The sequence below is a fragment of the Chryseobacterium daecheongense genome, assembly GCA_027920525.1.
GTDB classification, from domain to species: Bacteria; Bacteroidota; Bacteroidia; order Flavobacteriales; family Weeksellaceae; genus Chryseobacterium; species Chryseobacterium proteolyticum.
Genome location: CP115858.1, coordinates 98,340 through 120,540 on the forward strand (window position 1 = coordinate 98,340; position 22,201 = coordinate 120,540).

21 protein-coding genes are annotated in these 22,201 nt (G+C 37.7%); 15 read left to right on the forward strand and 6 right to left on the reverse strand.

Annotated elements, in window-relative coordinates; all coding sequences use genetic code 11:
- Positions 1 to 16: 16 nt before the first annotated feature.
- From PFY10_00410 to PFY10_00425, 4 genes are all read right to left on the reverse strand, one after another.
- Entirely contained in the window at positions 17 to 244 is a 228-nt protein-coding gene (locus tag PFY10_00410; GenBank protein WBV56901.1) for a hypothetical protein, read from the reverse strand.
- A 43-nt stretch (positions 245 to 287) separates the two neighbouring features.
- Entirely contained in the window at positions 288 to 1,868 is a 1,581-nt protein-coding gene (locus tag PFY10_00415; protein WBV56902.1) for an MFS transporter, read from the reverse strand.
- 57 nt (positions 1,869 to 1,925) lie between these two features.
- Positions 1,926 to 3,305: a porin gene (locus tag PFY10_00420; GenBank protein ID WBV56903.1), complete on the reverse strand. Its 1,380-nt coding sequence runs from the start codon at positions 3,303 to 3,305 to the stop codon at positions 1,926 to 1,928.
- A gap of 203 nt (positions 3,306 to 3,508) precedes the next feature.
- A complete protein-coding gene (locus PFY10_00425; GenBank protein ID WBV56904.1) occupies positions 3,509 to 3,925 on the reverse strand; it encodes a helix-turn-helix domain-containing protein in 417 nt (138 codons plus the stop codon).
- A gap of 158 nt (positions 3,926 to 4,083) precedes the next feature.
- Here PFY10_00425 and PFY10_00430 point away from each other — a divergent pair, with 158 nt between their 5' ends.
- The 8 genes from PFY10_00430 (at position 4,084) to argH (ending at position 12,657) form a co-directional block, all read left to right on the forward strand.
- Entirely contained in the window at positions 4,084 to 4,773 is a 690-nt protein-coding gene (locus PFY10_00430; protein WBV56905.1) for a GNAT family N-acetyltransferase, read from the forward strand.
- Positions 4,745 to 5,941: an argininosuccinate synthase gene (gene argG, locus PFY10_00435; protein ID WBV56906.1), complete on the forward strand. Its 1,197-nt coding sequence runs from the start codon at positions 4,745 to 4,747 to the stop codon at positions 5,939 to 5,941. Before PFY10_00430 ends, argG begins: the two co-directional genes overlap by 29 nt.
- Positions 5,938 to 6,900 carry an N-acetyl-gamma-glutamyl-phosphate reductase gene (gene argC, locus PFY10_00440; GenBank protein WBV56907.1) on the forward strand — a complete coding sequence of 321 codons (963 nt, stop codon included), beginning with the start codon at positions 5,938 to 5,940 and terminating at the stop codon, positions 6,898 to 6,900. Before argG ends, argC begins: the two co-directional genes overlap by 4 nt.
- Positions 6,901 to 6,994: 94 nt before the next feature.
- Complete coding sequence (locus PFY10_00445) at positions 6,995 to 8,134, forward strand: aminotransferase class III-fold pyridoxal phosphate-dependent enzyme (protein ID WBV56908.1); 1,140 nt, start codon at positions 6,995 to 6,997, stop codon at positions 8,132 to 8,134.
- 151 nt (positions 8,135 to 8,285) lie between these two features.
- The gene (locus PFY10_00450) at positions 8,286 to 9,248 is read left to right on the forward strand and encodes an N-acetylornithine carbamoyltransferase (protein WBV56909.1); all 963 of its coding nucleotides are present in this window, start codon (positions 8,286 to 8,288) and stop codon (positions 9,246 to 9,248) included.
- A 9-nt stretch (positions 9,249 to 9,257) separates the two neighbouring features.
- Positions 9,258 to 10,049 (forward strand): acetylglutamate kinase, encoded by a 792-nt coding sequence (gene argB / locus PFY10_00455; protein ID WBV56910.1) that lies wholly within the window; start codon positions 9,258 to 9,260, stop codon positions 10,047 to 10,049.
- Entirely contained in the window at positions 10,024 to 11,106 is a 1,083-nt protein-coding gene (locus PFY10_00460; GenBank protein WBV56911.1) for a M20 family metallo-hydrolase, read from the forward strand. Before argB ends, PFY10_00460 begins: the two co-directional genes overlap by 26 nt.
- Positions 11,107 to 11,352: 246 nt before the next feature.
- Positions 11,353 to 12,657, forward strand: coding sequence for an argininosuccinate lyase (argH, locus tag PFY10_00465; GenBank protein ID WBV56912.1), 1,305 nt, complete (start codon positions 11,353 to 11,355; stop codon positions 12,655 to 12,657).
- Positions 12,658 to 12,749: 92 nt separating this feature from the next.
- Here the strand turns inward: argH and PFY10_00470 are convergent, their stop codons facing one another.
- On the reverse strand, positions 12,750 to 13,211 hold the full coding sequence (locus PFY10_00470) for an Lrp/AsnC family transcriptional regulator (protein ID WBV56913.1): 462 nt from the start codon (positions 13,209 to 13,211) through the stop codon (positions 12,750 to 12,752).
- Between the two features lie 243 nt (positions 13,212 to 13,454).
- Here PFY10_00470 and PFY10_00475 point away from each other — a divergent pair, with 243 nt between their 5' ends.
- The 7 genes from PFY10_00475 to PFY10_00505 all read left to right on the forward strand — a co-directional run bounded on the left by PFY10_00475 (position 13,455) and on the right by PFY10_00505 (position 21,280).
- Entirely contained in the window at positions 13,455 to 14,345 is an 891-nt protein-coding gene (locus PFY10_00475; GenBank protein ID WBV56914.1) for an aspartate carbamoyltransferase catalytic subunit, read from the forward strand.
- An 86-nt stretch (positions 14,346 to 14,431) separates the two neighbouring features.
- Positions 14,432 to 15,505 (forward strand): carbamoyl phosphate synthase small subunit, encoded by a 1,074-nt coding sequence (locus PFY10_00480; protein WBV56915.1) that lies wholly within the window; start codon positions 14,432 to 14,434, stop codon positions 15,503 to 15,505.
- Between the two features lie 53 nt (positions 15,506 to 15,558).
- On the forward strand, positions 15,559 to 15,912 hold the full coding sequence (locus PFY10_00485) for a four helix bundle protein (GenBank protein WBV56916.1): 354 nt from the start codon (positions 15,559 to 15,561) through the stop codon (positions 15,910 to 15,912).
- Positions 15,913 to 15,970: 58 nt separating this feature from the next.
- A complete protein-coding gene (gene carB, locus PFY10_00490; protein WBV56917.1) occupies positions 15,971 to 19,153 on the forward strand; it encodes a carbamoyl-phosphate synthase large subunit in 3,183 nt (1,060 codons plus the stop codon).
- 191 nt (positions 19,154 to 19,344) lie between these two features.
- Entirely contained in the window at positions 19,345 to 19,764 is a 420-nt protein-coding gene (locus PFY10_00495; protein WBV56918.1) for a hypothetical protein, read from the forward strand.
- Positions 19,765 to 20,011: 247 nt separating this feature from the next.
- Positions 20,012 to 20,596 (forward strand): hypothetical protein, encoded by a 585-nt coding sequence (locus PFY10_00500; protein ID WBV56919.1) that lies wholly within the window; start codon positions 20,012 to 20,014, stop codon positions 20,594 to 20,596.
- A gap of 180 nt (positions 20,597 to 20,776) precedes the next feature.
- Positions 20,777 to 21,280, forward strand: a complete 504-nt coding sequence (locus PFY10_00505) for a hypothetical protein (GenBank protein WBV56920.1) — start codon at positions 20,777 to 20,779, stop codon at positions 21,278 to 21,280.
- Positions 21,281 to 21,315: 35 nt separating this feature from the next.
- Here the strand turns inward: PFY10_00505 and PFY10_00510 are convergent, their stop codons facing one another.
- The gene (locus tag PFY10_00510) at positions 21,316 to 22,167 is read right to left on the reverse strand and encodes a hypothetical protein (GenBank protein WBV56921.1); all 852 of its coding nucleotides are present in this window, start codon (positions 22,165 to 22,167) and stop codon (positions 21,316 to 21,318) included.
- Positions 22,168 to 22,201 lie beyond the last annotated feature (34 nt).

Sequence of the window (22,201 nt, forward strand, 5' to 3'; positions counted from 1 at the left end):
CATTCATCATTAATAATTATATTTTGTCGTCAGAATATTCTCCGGTTAAGGCGTAATATCCAAAGACTGCCAGTCCTCCGGAAATAATTGGCATCAAAACAAAAAGGATGATGATGCCAAAAACAAGGTCTTCCTGCTTTCCTGAAGTGATTTTTGGAATACCCAAAACGGTGATCCCGAAATATCCTACAACCAAAGCAATTAAAATCCAGAGGATACCTAATATTTTTTTTAGTCCGTTCATTTTAGTAGTTTTAAAATTAATAAAAATTTGACTGATTCAGTGGTTAATCGTGGATATTATTGTTCTTGCTCTTAAGATAAAATAATCCAATGAGTAAACACACGGCTGCAACACCGATAGGATACCACAGTCCCTGAAGATACCATGAAGGATGTCCTGCCTCTTTTCCTGTGGTTACGAGGTAAGTGGCTACTGCAGGTAATAGTCCTCCAAATACACCATTACCAATGTGGTAAGGCAATGACATGGAAGTATAGCGTATTCTTACCGGGAACATTTCTACCAGGAATGCTGCGATAGGACCATACACCATCGTTACGAAGATCACCTGAATGAACACCAGGAATATCAGGTACCATTTGGTATCATCACTGAGCTTTAAGGACTGTGACACCTTAGGTTCCTCGATCTTTCCGTCTTTTATAACGGGGCCGTTTGCCGACCAGTGTATGATGCTGTCTTTTTTTATTAAAGTTCCATCCGTAAAGAGGGTTTCCTTATGGAAAGTGATCAGGCTGTCGCTGGCAATATCTTTATGGATTTTTGCCGTTCTCTTTTCACTGATGCCGTTGGCAGCTATGGTTTTATTTTCGAGATTAACACTCTTGTACATGCTGTTATAAATCGGGCGGTAAGCTAAAATGGCAACCAGCATCCCGGTCATCATAACGGCTTTTCTGCCCAGTTTATCCGAAAGCCATCCGAAAAATACGAAGAATGGTGTGCCTAAAAATAAAGCGGTGGCCATTAATGAATCAACCTGAGCAGATTCTACATTCATTACTTTTTGCAAAAAGCTCATGGCATAAAACTGTCCTGTATACCAGATGACACCTTGTCCCATTGCGGCTCCGAACAATGCCAGCAGGACGAATTTGAAGTTGTATTTATTTCCGAAACTTTCTTTTAATGGATTTTTTGATGTTTTACCTTCACTTTTGGCTTTAGCAAAAAGCGGTGATTCCTTCATGTTTTTTCTGATGATGTAAGAGACGCCCACCATTAAAATAGAAATCCAGAAAGGAACTCTCCATCCCCAGCCGTCGAATTCCTCTGCAGAAAGGGTGTTTTTTGTTATTAAAATAACAATCAATGAGATAAAAAGTCCGGCGGTAGCGGTGGTCTGGATCCATGAAGTCCAATAGCCTCTCCTGTGGGGTTGTGCGTATTCTGCAACGTAAGTTGCTGCACCTCCATATTCTCCTCCCAGGGCCAGTCCTTGTAATAATCTCAGGATCAGAACCAGAACCGGAGCCATAAATCCAATGGTTTCATAACTAGGAATACATCCGATAAGGAAAGTGGAAAATCCCATGATTAGCAGGGTGACCAGGAAGGTGTATTTTCGTCCGATAATATCTCCTAATCTTCCGAAGAACAGGGCTCCGAAAGGTCGTACAACAAATCCTGCGGCAAAAGTGGCCAGGGTAGATAAAAATGCTGCGGTAGGGTTGTCTGCCGGAAAGAATTTTGTTGCCAGCACAACAGCTAAACTTCCGAAAATATAGAAATCGTACCATTCTATCAGTGTACCGAGTGAAGATGCAGTAATAACGCTCCATATGGTTCTGTTCTTCTGCTTGTCGGTCATATTTTCATAGCTTTCATGATGGTTTTCGCTCATATCACTTGATTTTGATGTTAATTAATTTTTTTTATACGGGTTTAAACGAGTCTGTCATTATAAATAAATCTGAAACTGAACAATGAACTCGCCTTTGGATTTTGGACGCTCGGTAGGGTTGGTATAAACCGGTCTGGTGGAGTATTGGGTTGTTATTTTGGCGTGATGTCCGTCTATAAACCAGTTGGCTCCAACGTCAAACTGTGAAGACGACTTGTCGAAGGCTTCAAAGTTTTTATGGGTATATGCTGCAAACGGCTGAATTCTGATTTTAGGTTTTTCTGCTTCGTTAGGAAGTAATAATCCGGCTTGTGCATAGATAATATTACCTGTTCCGATCGTTGGCTGTAAGTTTCCAGGTCCGGCAATTGCCTTTTGTCCTGTAAAGTTAGGATCAGCTGCTGCGATATTCATAGTCCCCAGATTTCGGATATAATTGGGGCCGAACTGATAATTATAATATCCTGCGTAGGCAGAAACTGCCATTTTATGTTTGGCATTTCCCAAAGGGATATCTGCAAAAGCATCAACAGCTAGAAGAGTAATGTCGTGCTTTTCGATATTTGAGTTTACGGAAGTTCTGGTTCCGTCCGCCTGATGATAAAAGCCGGCTCCTACATTAAACACTTTCTTTGTTCCCAGATATGATCCAACTTTGAAAGGAAGAGTATTGGACTCTTCGTCCAGAAACTGATATTCTACGTATCCGGCTTTGGAAAAACTTGGATTTCCGTTATTATCCACAGCAACAGCTTTTGAGGGATCGGTTACATTTACAGGAGCCAGATCTGTAGCGAAGGGTTTGTTTAAGCTGAGGCGGTATTCAAGTTTTCCATACTTTCCTTTGGCAAACATACCCAGTTGTCTTGCGAACTGATCAGAGCTATCGATTAATGGCCACGAAAATATGGGAGAATCGAGGGTTAAAAAATTGAGGGTGGAGGCCATAGTCATTCTGGAGAGTCCCATATAATAATGCAGTCCAGCACCTAATGTTAAAGTGAATTTTCCTGCTTCTCCCGGCATCAGTACTGCATATTCATTCCATGCATCATGGAAAAAAAGCTGTGTTTTTTTGCCATTTCCGTTTCCTCCTGTTCCTGTTGTACCAGGCGCTCCTCCATTGATGAAGGTTTGGTTATTGATGCCGAAGTGAAGGAGGATCATATATCGCTTAGTAACCTGGGCGTACGTTAAAGCACGGAGTCTGCGGTTCCCTACATTCCAGGTATTGTCTGTGGGTTCTCCTCCGACCATACTTCCCGGATTCATTTGTGAGTTCCTTAACCAGAACTGATCCCATAAAATAAATCTGACGAATTTATCTCCTTCAGGATTAAGGTTTATTTTTAATCCGTTTCCGTAGTCGGGAGATCCCTGGGAGTATAATGTATTGCTGATTAAAGCTAATCCAATAAAAGTGAGTATTTTCTTCATAAATTATCAATTTTTTGGCGTTAATTTTGTGAAAGCCAAATTGGAATTAATAATTTATTTAGAGAAATTTAATATATATTAATGGTAAGTATATAGTTTTGTTATAAGTACCTGTTTGTTAGTTGAAGCTGAAGCTCGGAATAGAGAGTTTCATTTCCTGATTTTGCAAATAGGTGATTTTATGATTCCTTCTTTCTGTCTGTTTACTTTTTAAAACGTTCCCACTTGATCAACATGTATTTATCTGCGAACTGTGTGATGATCAATCCTGAGTTTTTAATATTGTCTTCATTGGACATGTATTCGATCAATTCGTTTTGCTTCAGGATTTTATATACGGGATGGAATTCTGAATGCGGCGGCCGGGTGATATTGTATTTCTTGATCCATGAGCTTATGGTTACATGTGAGACCCCGATAATCCTTTCTATTTCGCGGAAGCTTAATCCTTCGAGGTAAAGCTGAAGGGCTTTGGTAACGTAGTAGTCATCGATCTGCTTGCCTATTTTTTTTACGGTGAAATAATAATTGCAGGATTTGCAATGAAATCTTTGTTTCTGGTTGATCACCCCACTTTTTACAAGATAGGAGCTATTGCATTTAGGGCATTTATTTTCCATATATAATATTTTAGCAAATATATAATAATTTAGCAAAATTATATATTTCAAATAAGATATATTATCTTGTAATAATCATTTAAACAAAAAAAATATCTTTTTAATTTGGTTATTAAAGTTATTATGCTTTAAATTTGCCAAAAAATTCAGATAAATAAATGGAAATAGAAATTTCCTCATGCGAACATTTAATGTATGTGAGTGAAATACAGCAGGAAATGTATGATTCTGCACAACGGAGAGGAACGGGGATCGCAAAACGTTCCATAGAATATTTAAGTAAGAAGATTTCAGAAGGCAATGCCGTTGTTGCTACTGAAAACGGGGAATGGGTAGGTTTCTGCTATATAGAGACCTGGTCCCACGGTCAGTTTGTGGCCAATTCGGGGCTGATCGTTTCGCCAAAATACAGGAACAGGGGTGTTGCGACCCTGATTAAAAATAAAGTTTTCCAGTTATCAAGGGATAAATTTCCTGCGGCTAAGGTTTTTGGATTAACAACCGGGTTGGCTGTCATGAAAATCAACAGCGATTTAGGTTATAAGCCCGTTATTTATTCTGAGCTTACCCAGGATGAGGAATTTTGGAATGGTTGTAAAAACTGTGTGAATTACGAAATTTTAATGAAAAAGGAAAGAAAGAACTGCTTATGTACAGCAATGCTTTTTATTCCTTCCAACAATGATATAAAGGAGGTGAAAAATAATGAACCTCAAAATAAGGATAATGATGAAGTAAATCAGGATGGGCTTTTGTCTTCGGGGCAGATTACATCCGGTGGATTACATTATACGAACAATAATACGAAAAAGAAGATCGATGAAAAAGAAAGTAATCTTAGCGTTTAGTGGTGGTTTGGATACCTCTTACTGTGCCAAATATCTTAGTGAAAGTCTGGGATATGAGGTGTATGCAGTAACTGTGAATACAGGAGGTTTTTCAAAAGAAGAAGAAAAAGAACTTGAAAACAGAGCCCTGAAATTAGGGGTAAAGGAATACAGGTGTATTGACGCTCAGGAAGATTACTATAATTCATGTGTGAAGTATCTGATCTTCGGAAATGTATTGAAAAATAATACTTATCCGCTTTCCGTAAGCGCTGAGCGTACCATTCAGGCTCAGGAAATTGCAAAATATGCACTGGAAAAAGGGGCGGATGCTATTGCTCATGGAAGCACAGGAGCGGGAAATGACCAGGTTCGTTTTGATCTGATTTTCCAGGTAATGGCTCCGCATGTTGAGATTATCACGCCGATCCGTGATATGGCACTTTCGAGAGAAGAGGAGATTGAATTCCTGAAAAGCCACGGATATGATATGGAGTTTCAAAAGGCTCAGTATTCTGTTAATAAGGGGTTGTGGGGGACTTCTGTGGGTGGAAAGGAGACGCTGACTTCCAGAAATAACCTTCCGGAAGAGGCCTTTCCGTCGCAGATCAAAGAAACTCAGTCATCTGAACTGGAAATCGAATTTAAAAACGGTGAAATTACAGCAGTAAATGGGGAGGACTTCAACCATCCTGTGTATGCTATCCAGAAAATAGAACAATTGGCTTCTGCTTACGGTATCGGAAGGGATATTCACGTAGGAGATACTATTGTCGGAATTAAAGGAAGAGTAGGATTCGAGGCGGCGGCTGCATCTGTGATCATCAAGTCCCATCATTTATTGGAAAAACATACTTTATCGAAATACCAGCAAATGATGAAGTCACAATTGTCCGACTGGTATGGGAACTGGTTGCATGAGGCATTGTTTTTAGATCCTGTGATGAGAAATATAGAATCTTTCCTTACTGACTCTCAGAAAATGGTAACAGGAAAAGTTTTCATTACTCTTTATCCTTACAGATTTGTTTTGAACGGTATTGAATCTGAACATGATCTGATGTCTGATCAATTTGGAAGTTACGGAGAGGCAAACAGAGCATGGAGCGGAGACGATGTAAAAGGGTACACAAAAATTGTAAGCAATTCCCTGAATATTTATCACCAGATTAACGGCGTGAAAATATGAAAACGGTAGGAATTGTAGGAGCTAACGGATATACCGGTAGTGAATTGGTGCGCCTGTTGGCTTTTCATCCCAATATTGAATTGAGTTTTTTATATAGTCGTTCTAATTCGGGTACAAAGATTTCTGATCTGTACCCGGATTTAGCGACGGTTTGTGAAATGGTTTTAACGGACAAGCCGTCGGCTGTAGATATTCTTTTTTTGTGTCTTCCTCATAAGGAAAGCCAGAATTGGCTGAGTCAGAATGCTGCTACAGATGAGACGTTGGTGATTGACCTGGGAAATGATTTTCGTTTGGAAGGTGCTTTCGGAAACAGAAATTTTATCTACGGGCTTCCGGAAATCAATAAAAAAAATCTTTTAGGGGTAAAAAGTATTGCCAACCCGGGATGTTTTGCAACTGCTATCCAGCTGGCTCTATTGCCATTGGCTGAAAAAGGACTTTTGCATGATGTGTATACAACAGGAATTACCGGATCGACAGGAGCCGGGCAGTCTTTACAGGCAACCACTCATTTTACCTGGAGAAATGATAATATTTCTGCATATAAAACACTTACCCATCAGCATGTAGATGAAATTTTGCAACAAGTGAATTCTTTTAACAATAAAGACGTAAGCCTGAATTTTGTTCCCTGGAGGGGAGATTTTACAAGAGGGATTTTTACCAGCTCAACGGTTAAATCAGACCTGGAGCTTTCAGATATTGAGACATTGTACAGGAAGTTTTATGAAGATGCACCTTTTGTAAAGGTGAGTGAGAAAGCAATTGATCTCAAACAGGTTATCAATACCAATCGCTGTGTGATTCATATTGAAAAGAATAATAATGTTGTTGTTATTCACTCAGCGATTGATAATTTGTTAAAAGGAGCTTCCGGACAGGCTGTTCAGAATATGAATATTGCTATGGGATGGGAGGAAAACCTGGGACTGGATTTGAAACCAATAGGTTTTTAAATACATTCTTATAAAAGTAAAATGGGGAAGGGTGGAATTGTAAAACAATAACCCGAAACCGGTAACTAAAAATTTTCAACTTCAATTAAAAAAAATGAACTTATTTAACGTATATCCATTATTCAATATAAATCCTGTCAAAGCAAAGGGATCATTTCTTTGGGATGATAAGGGAGAAAAGTACCTTGATTTTTATGGAGGCCATGCAGTGATCTCTATAGGTCATAATCATCCTTATTATCAGGAGAAATTAAGGGATCAGTTAGAAAAAATTTCTTTTTACTCCAATTCAGTACAAAACGAATTGCAAACTGAACTGGCATCGAAACTTGGAGAGATATCAGGATACGAAGACTATGATCTTTTCCTGTGTAATTCCGGAGCTGAAGCCAATGAAAATGCGTTAAAACTTGCTTCTTTTCATAATGGAAAAAGTAAAGTGCTTTATTTTTCCGGCTCTTTTCATGGAAGAACCTCTGCGGCAGTTTCCGTAACGGATAATCCGAAAATTTTAGCACCTGTCAATTATTCCGAACGTTTCATAAAGTCGGAGTGGAATAATGTAGAGCAATTAGATGAAGTTTTCAGAACTCAGGGAGATTCAATTTCTTCGGTGATTATTGAAGGGATTCAGGGAGTGGGTGGAATTATGATTCCAACGCCGGAGTTTTTATCTAAAATTAAAGGGCTATGCGATCAATATAATGCTGTTTTGATCTTAGATGAGGTTCAGTCAGGATATGGTAGAACGGGTTATTTCTTTGCTCACCAGGAGTTCGGTATCCAGCCTGATATAATTACAACCGCAAAAGGAATGGGAAATGGCTTTCCGATTGGTGGAGTCCTGATCCATCCTACATTTGAAGCAAGCCATGGTTTGCTGGGAACTACTTTTGGAGGTAATCATCTGGCATGTGCTGCAGCAATTGCTGTTTTAGATGTTATCAGGGATGAAAGCCTTATTGATAATGCTGAGCATATGGGAAGCTATATCGAAAAAGAAATTGAAGATTTACCACATATCAACTCTATACGAAGGAAGGGTCTGATGATAGGGATAGAGCTGGACAGGGATTGTGCAGAGGTAAGGAAAAGCCTGCTTTACGATCATCATATTTTTACCGGAAATTCTAATGATAAAACGGTGCTGAGGATCCTTCCTGCACTCAATATCAGGAAAGAGGAAACAGATCTTTTCATTGGTGCATTGAGGGAAGTACTGACGAAATTGTAAGAGTGAAAATTGCGGAATTGCAAAAACGAAAATGATAGATTGCTAAGCGTAAAATTGCAGGATCGTAAAAGGGTAGAACTATAGAGATGTCTCTAATGGTTTTAAAAATATAGAAATAAGAGTCTGTTGACCATTAAATAAAATTTATACAATGAAAAACTTTACTGCTGTAAGCGATATTGAAAACTTACAGGAAATTATAAAAAAAGCCTTATATATAAAAGAAAATCCCCATTCTGAAACCGAAAAAGGAAAGGGAAAAACCATTGGATTGGTATTTCTTAACTCAAGTCTGAGAACCCGTTTAAGCAGCCAGATCGCTGCACAGAACCTGGGACTTAATATCTTAACATTAAATGCTGCACAAGAAGCCTGGAATCTTGAATTTGCCGACGGAGCTGTAATGAACGGAGATACTGTAGAACATATTAAAGATGCGATAGAAGTATTGAATCAATACTGCGATATCATTGCGGTTCGTTGCTTTGCGGGAATGAAAAGTAAAGAAGATGATGTGAATGAAAGTATTCTAAGCCAGTTTCAGCAACACGCGAAGGTTCCTGTAATTTCTTTGGAGTCGGCAACACGTCATCCTCTGCAGAGTTTAGCGGATTGTATAACCATTAGTGAAAACTGGAAAGAAGAACGTAAGCCTAAAGTAGTCCTTACTTGGGCTCCTCATATCAAGCCGATCGCTCAGGCAGTTGCGAATTCCTTTACGGAATGGATGCAGGAAATGGATGTGGATTTTGTTATTACCAATCCTGAAGGGTATGATTTGGACTCAAACTTCACAAAACAGACGAAAATCATTCATAACCAGGATGAAGCTTTAAAAGATGCGGATTTTATCTATGTTAAAAACTGGTCATCTTTTGATGAATATGCTGCAATGCCTGAAGTGAAGGAAAACTGGATGTTGACAGCTGAGAAGTTAGCGCAAACCAATAACGGAAAAGTAATGCATTGTCTTCCGGTTCGCCGGAATGTAGAATTGAGTGACGAAGTGATGGATGGTGAAAATTCTATTATTTACCAACAGGCTAAAAACCGGATTTTTTCTGCTCAGGCAGTATTCAGTGAAATCCTGGATGAAATTAACCAAAGTAAATAACAGGAGATTATGGACAAGCTTTTTGTTGTAAAAATAGGAGGTGCCTTAATTGATGACGAAGAGTTATTGGATCAGTTTTTAGAGCAATTTTCTCAAATCAAAGAAAAGAAAATTCTTGTTCATGGTGGCGGAAAACTTGCTACTGATTTGGCTGATAAATTGGGAGTTGAGCAGAAGCTCGTCAACGGGCGTAGAATTACTGATAAGGAGACTCTTGATATTGTGGCAATGGTGTATGCAGGTGGAATTAATAAAAATATTGTCGCAAAACTTCAGCAGAAAAAATGTAAGGCAATAGGGTTTTCAGGAGCTGATGCCAATTTGATTAAAGCCAAGAAAAGAGAACATGCAGAAATTGATTTTGGATTTGTAGGAGACATTGAGAAGAAAAGCGTCAATAATAAATTGATATCCAAATTAATTAAGCTTGAGCTTGTTCCTGTATTTTCGGCTATTACGCATGATAAAAAAGGAAATCTTTTCAATACCAATGCAGATACAATAGCTTCGGTGATTGCACAGGCCTTATCGAAGAAATACGATGTGGAATTGCTCTATTGTTTTGATAAAGAAGGAGTATTGGAAAATGTGGATGATCCTGATTCTGTAATTAAAAGTGTATCGTCCGAAGATTTTTCAACCCTGAAAGAAGAAGGAAAACTGCATAAAGGCATATTGCCAAAACTTGAAAACGCACTGGGTGCGATTAAAAACAATGTAAATAAGGTATTCTTAATAAAAGAAACTCAATTAAAAAACCATATAGAAAACCATCATGGAGGCACTGAAATCTGTTTATAGTCAAGAAGAATTGTTCGATAATGCGACTGAACTGCTGAAAAAACTGATTGAAATTCCTTCATTCAGCAAGGATGAGTACAATACATCTGTAGCTATTGAAAACTTTTTTCAGAAGCATCTGATCCCGGTAAAACGTTTTAAAAATAACATCTGGGCTGTCAATAAATATTTTGACGCATCCAAACCTTCTGTGTTATTGAACACCCATCATGATACGGTGAAACCTAATAAAGCGTATACACTGGATCCATTTACGGCGATTGAAAAAGATGGAAAACTGTATGGTTTGGGAAGCAATGACGCAGGAGCATCCTTGGTTTCTTTAGCACAAACCTTTTTACATTTTTATAATAGAGACGATTTAAAATATAATTTAATTATTGCCCTGACGGCAGAGGAGGAAATTTCAGGATTTGATGGAATTGAAGCTCTTTTTCCACAATTACCTAATGTGGAGCTGGCTATTGTTGGAGAACCCACACAGATGAATCTGGCGATAGCAGAAAAAGGACTTCTGGTCATTGACGGTGAAATGAAAGGAACTGCTTCCCATGCTGCCCATCCCAATGATGATAATGCCATTGTAAAATGTATGGAGGATCTGCAGCATATCACCCATTTTAAATTCCCAAAGGTATCTGATTATCTCGGAGAGGTTAAAATTACCCTATCCGGTATTCATGCAGGAGTTCAGCACAATGTAGTTCCCGAATCCTGCCAGTTTACATTGGATGTGAGGGTGACGGATGAGTATACGAATGAAGAGGCTTTTGATATCATTCAGTCCCAAATGAAATCCAACCTTACGGCAAGGTCTTTCAGGCTGAATTCTTCAAAAATAGAACCTGACCATCCTTTTGTACAGGCAGGACTGGCTATTGGAAGGTCGACTTACGGTTCCCCGACATCTTCGGATCAGGCAATTATCCCATGTACTTCTGTTAAGATCGGTCCCGGAGACAGTAGGCGCTCTCATACGGCTGATGAATTTATAGAACTCCATGAGATAAAAGAAGGGATTGATATTTATATCCGGATTTTAGAAAGGGTTTTGTAAAAGACAGCAGGTATCAGAATTATTTGAAAGCATTAAATATCTGACATCTGAAATCTAAAGAAAATGTTTTGACACCCAGCATGATCATAATGAAGAGTATCGTTTTTAATAAGATTTATGCAAAATGACAATTAAAAATAAAAGACTTTGTTGAATGTGGAAGATGTTCAGTTCAGGAAGACGGAAAGAGCATGCTGGGTAAAAAAACAACCTAAAATCAATTAATAATATTTTAAACAAACAATTATGAAAAAGATATGGCAGAAAGATGATCTTGCCACCAATATATTAGTCAATAAGTTTACTGTCGGTAAAGACCTTGATTTTGATGAACGTCTGGCGAAATATGATGTTAAAGGTTCTTTGGCGCATTGTAAGATGCTTGCAGAGGTTGGAATTATTTCCCATGAAGAAGCTGAACAGATGACCTCTGTTCTGTCGATGATATTAAAAGATATAGAAAACGGAGATTTCGAAATCGATACCCAGGCAGAAGATATCCACTCACAGGTTGAAGCCATCCTGATTGAAAAATTAGGAGATACCGGTAAAAAAATTCATACGGCAAGATCCCGTAATGACCAGGTTTTACTGGATATAAAACTATACCTTTTGGATGAGATCCGTGAAATAGCAGGTCTTACGGATGGGTTTTTCCAATTGCTTATCCAGCTGGCAGACCAGCATAAAAATGTATTGCTTCCCGGGTATACCCATTTACAGATTGCAATGCCATCTTCCTTCGGACTATGGTTCGGAGCCTATGCAGAAGCTTTATTGGACGACCTTGAAATGTTATTTTCAGTAAAAAACATCATTAATAAAAATCCGTTAGGGTCTGCTGCGGGTTATGGTTCCTCTTTTCCTATAGATCGCGAAAGTACCACCTATAATTTGGGTTTCCAGACAATGAATTACAATGCAGTATATGCACAGATGACCCGTGGTAAATCTGAAAAAATGCTTGCAATGGCAATGGCAACAATGGCTGGGACCCTTGGGAAATTTTCGTATGATGTATGTTTGTATTTAAGTCAGAATTTTGATTTCATAAGCTTTCCTAAAGAATTTACTACCGGAAGCAGTATTATGCCTCATAAAAAGAATCCCGATATTTTCGAACTGGTACGGGCACGATGCAACAGAATTCAATCGCTACCCAATGAGCTTATCTTATTAACGAATAATCTTCCGTCGGGATATCACAGAGATGTGCAGCTCACAAAAGAAATCTTATTTCCTGCGATTGACTCTTTGAAGGAATGTCTTGAAATCCTGAACTACACTTTACCACATATTAAAGTAAAGGATGGTATTCTTGAAGACGAGAAATATAAATATCTGTTCAGTGTAGAGAAGATCAATGAAGAGGTTAAAAAAGGAAGTTCTTTCCGTGATGCATATATAAAGGTAGGACAGGAAATTGAGAATAATGAGTTTGATTATGAAATTACAGACCTTCATCATTCTCACCAGGGAAGTATTGGAAACCTTTGTCTGGATAAAGTAAGCTACCAGTTCAATAAATTAAAGAATAAGATAGTAGGGTAAATCAGTACATTGGATTTCCAATCCGGCAAAAAGGTAGAATAGCTGAATTGCCCAATCGTATAATGGTCATTATGCCTTTCTGCTAAAAGAAATTAGTCCAGGTCAATTTTAAATTTGGTGGATTTTTTAACCTCATGCAGAACGATGGAGCTGTGGTACTGACCAATATTAGGAATGTTTGAAATCACGCTTACGGCAAAATCATTATAAGAGTTGATGTCTTTAGCGATGATCTTTAACATATAATCATATTCTCCGGAAAGACTTATGATTTCCTGAACCTCGTCATATTTGCTGATGTTTTTCTCAAAAGTCTCCAATACTTTCTTGGATTGCTCTTTGAGTCGGACATTACAATACACCACAATATTAAGGCCTAGTTTTTCACGATTCAGAAGGCCTACGTATTTTTCAATGACACCCTGTTTCTCCAGCTGTTTGATACGCTCATAAGTAGGAGTAAAAGTAAGACCTATCTTCTCGGAGATTTCTTTTACAGATAAGGTAGAGTCTTCCTGGATAATACTGAGAATCATTTTGTCTTTGGCGTCCATATGAGCAATTTGAATTTTAACAAAAATATTAAGAAAAAATGAGAATAAGGTGTGATTAAAGTTTTTTAATTTTTTTAGAACTTTAGTTTTGTCAATTCGGTTAATTGTTATATCTTTGCACCTAATGAATAAAAGAGTATTTATATCATTAGATTTACCGGGCGAAAGCGCCCTTTACGATATTTATTGTTATTAAGCGAAGATTTTGTCTTCGCTTTTTTTATGTAAAAAAAATAAGATATTATGTTTACGATTGCAGAACTAAGTACAGAGAAAATCAACAGTATACTAACAGAAGCGCTGGCTTTTGCTGAAGGAAAAACAGCTAAAATTGACGGTGAGGTTTTTTGCTCAAATCTGTTTTTTGAAGACAGCACCAGAACAAAAACAAGCTTCGATGTGGCTGAAAGAAAACTGGGATTGCAGGTGGTTCCTTTTGATGCTTCTCACAGTTCAGTAAATAAAGGCGAAAGTTTATATGACACTGTGAAGACGATCGAAAGTATAGGAGTAAACTTAGTCGTAATAAGAGACAAAAAAGACGGGTTCTTCGAAGAATTGAAAAATATCAACATCCCTGTGATCAACGGGGGAGACGGAACCGGAAACCATCCGTCACAATGTATGCTGGATCTCATGACCATCTACCAGGAGTTTGGGAAATTCGAAGGACTGAAAATAGGAATCGTAGGAGATGTGAAACACAGCAGGGTAGCCAACTCGAATGCTGAGGCATTAAGAAGGTTAGGTGCCAAAGTATATTTTTCTGGGCCTGAGCAATGGTTTGATGAGGGAGCCTTAATCAACGGAACATACCAATCGGTAGACGAGCTGATCCATGAAGTGGATGTCCTGATGCTGTTGAGAATTCAGCACGAAAGACACGATGCTAAAATGAGCTTTTCAGCATCCGAGTACCATAGAAAATACGGATTAACAAAAGAAAGGGAGCAGGCAATGAAGAAAGGAGCTATTATTATGCATCCGGCACCGATCAACAGAGGAGTGGAGATTGACACAGATCTTGTGGAATGTGAACGTTCAAGGATCTTCAAACAAATGCAGAACGGGGTTTTTGCAAGGATGGCCATACTGAAAAATGCATTGGAAGAAAAAGGATTTAAATTTAAATAATTATTGTAAAAAGTATTAATGTAAAAGGTATTCATGAAAATCGTTAATACGTTAATACATGAATACATTATACAACAAAAATAAAAATGAAAAAGAAATTAATATTAGAATCCGGAGAGGTTTTTTACGGAGAAGGTTTCGGAGCAGAATTGGAAACTGCAGGAGAAGTGGTTTTCAATACCGGAATGACGGGATATCAAGAATTGATTTCCGACCCATCTTATTGTGGTCAGATTGTATGTATGACGTATCCGCTGATCGGAAATTACGGGATCAACCGTGATGATTATGAAAGTATTGAGCCGGCTATTAAAGGACTTATTGTAAAAGAAATTTGCGATTTACCATCAAATTTCCGTACGCAGATTACTTTAGATGAATTATTCAAAAAGAAAAACCTTTCAGGAATTTCAGGAATTGACACAAGAAGACTGACAAGGATTCTTCGTAATTCAGGAGTTGTAAAAGGGAAAATCGTGAACGCCGATGCAGATGAAAACACAATCGTACAGGAATTAAAATCAACAACTTTCCCTACCAACCAGGTAGAAACGGTTTCTACAAAAACACCATATGCTAATCCGGGAAGAGGGTTTAAAGTGGTGCTGGTAGATTTCGGTTCCAAACTGGGAATCATCAGAGAACTTTCCCAAAGAAACTGTGATATTATTGTTGTATCACACGATACTACAGCCGAAGAAATTTTATTAATGAATCCGGATGGAATTATGCTTTCAAACGGTCCTGGTGACCCTGAAGATAATCCTAAAGCTTTGGAAATGATCCGTGGCCTTTTAGGAAAAGTTCCCATCTTTGGAATCTGTCTCGGACACCAATTGATCGGATTAGCCTGCGGAGCCAAAACATTCAAATTGAAGTTCGGACACAGAGGAGGTAACCACCCGGTGTTAGATTTAGAGAAAAACAAAGTTTCAATCACTTCTCAGAACCACGGTTATGCAGTGGATCAGGAAAGCCTTAAAGGAACCGATCTTATCGAAACACACATCGCCCTGAACGACAGAACAAATGAAGGATTAAAACACAAAATCCACCCTTGTTTCTCTGTTCAGTATCACCCGGAAGCAAGCCCAGGCCCGGAAGATGCGAACTACTTGTTTGATGAGTTTATTGATTTAATGGAGAAATTTAAGAAGTAATAATATAGACATCAGATATCAGACACTAGACTTCAGACTTTAATAAAGTAAATATGCACAACTTTGAAAAATTACTTTTCTGGCAGAAATCAATTCAACTTGCAAAAGAAGTTTACCTGGTTTGTGTTGATTTACCGAAGGATGAGAAATTTGGTTTGATTTCTCAAATTAAAAGATCTGTAGTCTCAATTCCATCTAATATTGCGGAGGGAGCGGGAAGAAATAATGATAGAGAATTTTATCATTTTCTGGGTATTGCAAATGCCTCTTCTTTTGAGCTACAGACACAGCTAATATTAACAAGAGAACTGGAATTGCTAAGTGTGGAAAAAGTCGACAGTCTAATATCACAACTGAATGAAATTCAAAGAATGATTTATACATTCAAATCTAATTTAAAAAAGTAAAACACAATGTTGGAAGTCTGAAATCTGACATCTAACATCTTGTATCTAAAAAAAGAAAATGGCAAAACGTACAGATATAAAAACAATTTTAGTAATTGGTTCCGGGCCTATCATCATTGGGCAGGCAGCCGAATTCGATTACGCAGGAACGCAGGCTTGTTTGTCTTTGAGAGAAGAAGGCTACAGGGTAATTTTGATCAACTCAAATCCTGCAACGATTATGACGGATGTGGAGATCGCTGATAAAGTATATATCGAGCCGATATCCCTTCAGTTTGTAAGTCATATCATCAGAAAAGAGCGTCCGGATGCGTTGCTTCCTACTTTGGGAGGACAAACCGGATTGAATATGGCGGTAGAATTAGAGAAATCAGGGATTCTTGAAGAATGTAAAGTTGAGGTACTTGGAACTAAGCTTTCAGCGATCAACAGAGCGGAGGACAGAGATCTGTTCCGTGAGTTGATGAGAGAGCTGAACGAGCCGGTTCCGGAATCTGATATTGTAAATACAGTGGAAGGAGCCCTTAATTTTGCAGAAGAAATCGGATATCCTGTAATTGTTCGTCCTGCCTTTACGATGGGAGGAACAGGAGGTGGAATCGCTTCCAATGAGACTGAATTGAAGGAGATTGCTGAATTAGGATTGAAATACAGCCCGGTTACCCAGTGTCTTATCGAAAAATCAATTGCCGGTTTCAAGGAGATTGAATATGAGGTAATGCGTGATGCGAACGACAATGCCATTGTGGTTTGTAACATGGAGAATATCGATCCTGTAGGAGTTCACACGGGAGACTCAATTGTTGTGGCGCCTTCACAGACACTTTCGGACAGAGAGTATCAACTATTGAGAAATGCATCACTGAAAATCATCAGAGCATTAGGAATTGAGGGGGGATGTAACGTGCAGCTGGCCCTGGATCCTCACTCATTCAATTATTATATCATCGAGGTAAACCCTAGGGTTTCCAGATCATCAGCTTTAGCAAGTAAGGCAACAGGATATCCTATCGCTAAAATTGCGGCTAAAATTGCAGTAGGACTTACGCTGGATGAAATTATGAATCCGGTTACAGGAAAAACATATGCATGTTTTGAGCCAGCACTGGATTATGTGGTAACCAAATTCCCGAGATTCCCGTTCGATAAATTTGAAACTGCTGACAGAAGACTTTCTACTCAGATGAAAGCTACCGGAGAGGTTATGGCCATCGGAAGAAATTTTGAAGAGTCTTTACAAAAAGCGATCCGCTCTCTAGAAACAGGAATCAGACATCTCGGATTAAAGAAAAAACAGGCAGAAGCGCTTACAGCAGAAGAAATCGAAAGAAGAATCAGAGTTTGTGATGATGAGAGATTATTTATCATCGGGGATGCGTTGAGAAGAGGATATGACTGGGAACAGATCGTAGAATGGAGTAAAATTGACAAATTCTTTATATGGAAGATCAAAAAGCTTATTGATTTCGAAAAAGTTATTGCGGACAATAAATTCAATAAAGAGACTTTAATTGAGGCTAAAAAATTAGGTTTCGCAGACCTTAATATCGCCCACCTTTGGGAGACGACACAGCGTGAAGTTTTCAACTTCAGAAAAGAAAACGGGGTGATGCCGGTTTATAAAATGGTGGATACCTGCGCAGCTGAATTTGAAAGTGAAACCCCATATTTCTACGGAACCTATGAGGAGGAAAATGAAAGTGTGGTTTCAGATAAGAAAAAGGTTATTGTTTTAGGTTCGGGACCTATCAGAATCGGACAAGGGGTAGAATTTGATTATGCAACGGTACATTCAGTATGGGCGATCAAAGAAATGGGATATGAAGCAATCATTATCAATAACAACCCTGAGACTGTTTCTACAGATTTCTCAATCTCAGATAAGCTGTATTTTGAACCTCTGACGGAAGAAGATGTAATGAACATCATCGAACTGGAAAAGCCAACAGGAGTAGTTGTACAGTTCGGAGGACAAACAGCGATTAACCTTGCAGATAAATTGGCCAGCCATGGAGTGAAGATCCTGGGAACTTCATTAGAAGATCTTGACAGAGCTGAAAACAGAGATAAATTCGAGAAAGCGCTTCAGGAACTTGGAATTCCTCAACCACTGGGAAAAACTTCAACTTCGAAAGAAGAGGCAATAAAGATTGCCAATGAAATCGGATATCCGGTGTTGGTAAGACCAAGTTATGTGTTGGGAGGAAGAGCCATGGAGATTGTATATACAGAAGCAGAACTGGCACACTATATGGAATTTGCGGTAGATGCAAGCCCGGAACATCCGGTACTGGTAGACCGCTACATCACCGGAAAAGAAGTGGAAGTGGATGCCATCTGTGACGGGGAAACTGTAATTATCCCTGGAATTATGGAGCACATTGAAAGAGCAGGGGTTCACTCCGGAGACTCTATCGCAGTGTATCCACCGCAGAATGTTTCTCAAAAAGAAATTGATACATTGGTAGATTACACACAAAGGCTGGCAAAAGGCCTTAATGTGATCGGATTAATGAATATCCAATATGTTCTTTTTGAAGGAAATGTATATGTGATCGAGGTAAATCCACGTTCATCAAGAACAGTTCCTTTCCTTTCAAAAATTACGGATGTGCCGATGGCTAATCTGGCAACAAAAGCAATATTAGGTCAGAAACTAAAAGACCTTGGATATGAAAACGGACTGGTACCTAATAAAGAAGGGGTGTTTGTAAAAGTTCCTGTGTTCTCTTTCTCCAAATTAACAAAAGTTGATATCTCCCTGGGACCTGAAATGAAATCTACAGGAGAAGTTATGGGAAAAGATACAACTCTGGAAAAAGCACTTTACAAAGGTTTGATCGCTGCAGGAAGAAAAGTTCCGATGCATGGCTCTATTCTCTTCACTGTAGCTGATAAGCATAAAGAAGAGGCTGCTGATCTTGCGGCAAGATTCCATGAAGTCGGATTCAGAATCTGGGCAACGGAAGGAACGGCTAAATTCTTTGAAGAGAAAGGAATTCCTTGTAAAATAGGATACAAGATCGGAGAAGAGGATGTCAACCTTATCGACCTGATCCAGAAAGGTAAAGTACAGTATGTAGTTAATACCATGACAAAAGGGAAGCAAGTTGAAAGAGACGGTTTCCAGATCAGAAGAATGAGTGTTGAAAACGGAGTACCATGTTTAACTTCCATGGATACTGTAGAAGCAATTCTAAAAGTAATTGAAAGCATGACTTTCAAAATGGAAGCGATGTAATTCCTGAAAAAATAAATGTAAAACGCACCCTAAGTAATTAGGGTGCGTTTTTTTGTAAAGAATAAATTTTATAGAGATAATGAAGAAATCATTGTGTAAATTTGAATGATTCACTATTTTATTTGAATCAATGTATTGAAGAAATTTTTAAAATATTTTCGGATTTTAATTTTCTCGGATCAATATAATATATGAAAAATAAAAGAATTCTCATTGTTGGAGTGTGTATAGTAGTCTTCTTAACCGCATTTTTTTATGCTTTATTTGAAAACCCCTATAAGACCGTAACAATCAAAGTACTCGATTGTGAATATACTTACAGAGACTATTATTTTGATGATTGGAAACTAAGGGATTCCTATATAAAACCACAACCAACCACAGCATTTGGAAAACAGTTCGCTGAAAAAGAAATTGGGATGTGTCTGTATGGTAAATATTTTCAAACATTACATTCACAATATAAAATTGAACTTTTAAAATTGTTCAAAAACAGTGAAGAGGTAATGATTACAGAAAAGAATTTTGTAATTGATAAGGAGTTTAAAAATAAGACGGGGTTAAATAAACCAAAAGACTCTATTGATTTCAATCAATATTATCTTGAGTAAAGTTTTGGTTCTACAATATAAGGTTTACGATATTACAAGGGTTATCATAAAATGACTTCGGACATTTTTCTTACCATAGTTCTAAACGCACTTTAATGAATAATTTAAGGTGTGTTTTTATTTTTGGCGAATATTTTATTAGGTTTATTTTAATGTACGATAAACATTGGAAAAATTAAAGAGAGTAGGTAAAAGGAAATTGATAAATATGTAAATTAGCCCGTTAAAATTTATTAAATAAAATTGAATGAAATCAAAATTTAAAATTTTTGTTTTAGGTGTTTCGTTGACGTCTTTAACGAGTTGTGCATTATCTAATTCTGTTCAGCAAATTAATTATCAATCAGGGTTAAAAATTGATAATAAATTAGCTTCCAGTAAGACTGTTCAGATCGATCCTATGAAAGATACAAGGGGATATCAGGATAATAAAGTTATTTTCTATAAGAAAAACATGTACAACCAAACCATGTCCGGTGCTTATATGGCTGAAAAACCTGTTTCAGAAATCCTTACGGACGCTATAAAAAACGGGCTTAAAGAAAAGAATGTTAACTTAGGCAACGATAATAAAAGTTTTACGTTAAAATCAGAATTACAAAAAATGGATTACGAAGCCATTTCCGGATTCTCTACTGTTCAGCTGATCCCTCAGATCACCGTAAAGTTTCAGTTGATTGACAATGAAGGAAAAGTGGTTTGGACTGATCTGATAACAGGAAAGGCAAACACAAAAGGAGCCAAATTTGAAAAATTCCTGCCACCGGCTATCGACAATCTTGTAGAGCAGCTGGTCAACAGCCAGGACTTCCTGAATACGATAAAAGAATAATCGATATTTTGATATAAAAAAAACAGATAATTTTTGCCCCGTAAATTTTTTACGGGGTTTTTAGTTGATGTAAACATATTAGTTTTTTTTTGCCGATTTATTTATAAATTAGAGCGTTAAAATTCAGGCTGTTAAAATTGTAAAAAAACTAATAGGAATTCCATCAAATCAAAAGTAACCATGGCAGAATATAACGCAAAATCAAATAATGCTTTATCTTTTGAAGTGACAAAAGATGAGAAATTAATTGGAAAACTTTCTTATAATAGCTGGTTTAAGTTCAATGCAGTCATTGACCTGGCGGATTATTCCCATTATGTAATAGAACCTAAAGGTTTTTGGGGAACAACGATTGAACTGAAATACCATGATCGTGTTCTGCTGAAGTTCAGAATGAACTGGAACGGAGAAATCGTCATTCAGACCCATTTTAATGATTGTAAAAAAAGTTATGCCTTTAAGCACAGAGGGATTTTTAAAGAATCTTTCGTGCTTGTGGATGAAGAGGGTTCTGAATATGTAGTGATGAAACCTAATTTTAAGTGGAATAACCCCGATTATGAATACCAGATCGCTACCTCCGAAGCTTTTGAAGAAATTCCTGATAAAGAAATTATATTGATCACTTCATTGCATTGTGCCAATTATTACATGTCTATGATGAGTTCAGCCTCTGTAATATAACTATAGAATGCCCAACATTAGCTAGTTTTTTATTTTTAATTGATTTTATAATAAGGATCGGAGAAATACCGGCTGGGTTTAATATAAGCTGTTTTCCGGTCTGCATCAAATATCCATATGAACCTTTTGATCAGGTCTGCTGCAAAATAACTTACTTTTTGCGTTTTAAGATCTCCTGCAAAGAATCCTGCAGAAACATTTTTTAATGTTGTATTTCCGATTTTAAACTCAGGTAAAATTCCTTGTTTTGTGATCACACTTTTTCCGCTGGAATTCTTTAATGTTTTCTCGCCCGTTATTTTTAATTTTTTATCCAGCAGGTTATCTTCCGCAAACTGATTATTGTACAGAAGTCCACCGGAATATCCCGATTGTAACAGAAAGCGGCCGGTAATCGTTTTCCCATCGATTATATTTTCTGCTTCAATAAACAACTGATCCCTTTCCAGATATAATTTTATAGGCTGAAATCCCTCCAGATCGGGTAGATGATCATAAATTACAAACTGATTATGGTCATAATCGATCTTGAAGGCCTTTCCGGAGAAAGCTCTTGTTCCGAACTTTCCGTCAGCTTCATGTCCGGTCAGTTCATTATCAAAAAAACGTACATTTTTCCAGGTGATTTTTCCCAATTGCACCCTGTTGTTATCACTGATTTCATCCTTATTAAAGATAATATGATCTGCCTTCCGGGTTCGTTGAGGGGATATTGAAGCATCCTCCATGGCAATCTGAAACATCAGATCTAGTGAATCCTTGTCATTAACCAGTGCTTTTACAATAATATTATTGTGCTTGGTTAATCTGAAAGGAATTGTTTCCTGTGCGTGAAGAGTAGTGAGGTCAATAAGGAAAAAGAGTATGAATTTTATTTTTGTCAGCATGGATAAAAGATTTCGGTATAGAAATTAACCTTTA